Here is a 503-nt window from a genome sequence, read left to right as displayed (position 1 = left end):
TAATCTTTAATCTCATCTATATCATTAAACTTCTCTGGGTAGAAATTTTCTAAATCGGCTTCTTCTTCATCTAGTGAAAGTATTAGAGTTTCCTTAGTCAAAAAGTTGCTCATTACCTTTTCTTCATTTTTATCAGAAAAACTATTGTAGAAATATGGAATCCTTTCTAATTGCTTGGTTTTTATTTCTGCCAAAATACCAAGTATAGTCTCTCTATCAATTTTGTGATATGCTAATATTCCACAAAACTGTATAATTAACTGCTTGAAATTCTCTTTGAATTCAGTTTGAATTCTTAGCAATACATTTACTAAGCGAACGGCAATAGAATTGATGTCGTAATTTATAGGAATACCATATTGAAAGGATTTGCAAATAATGAATACTTGAGAAACTAAACGAAACTTTGGGTATTTCAACCACGAATTAATTTCTTCATTTTTAGAATAGCTAAGAATATTTTCAACCAAATAGTTGCCTACGGAAAGTCTAATCTCTTTTGG

General features: G+C 29.2%; 1 protein-coding gene. It reads right to left on the bottom strand.

The window, feature by feature from the left end; translation table 11 throughout:
• Window positions 1-503 (bottom strand): hypothetical protein (locus WA338_RS18885; protein WP_336094580.1); only part of this gene is annotated, 503 nt, incomplete at both ends.

This window comes from Leeuwenhoekiella sp. CH_XMU1409-2 (genome assembly GCF_037029365.1).
GTDB classification, from domain to species: domain Bacteria; phylum Bacteroidota; class Bacteroidia; order Flavobacteriales; family Flavobacteriaceae; genus Leeuwenhoekiella; species Leeuwenhoekiella blandensis.
Note: the sequence above shows the minus strand (reverse complement) of the source record. Positions and strands in the feature narration are given on the sequence as shown.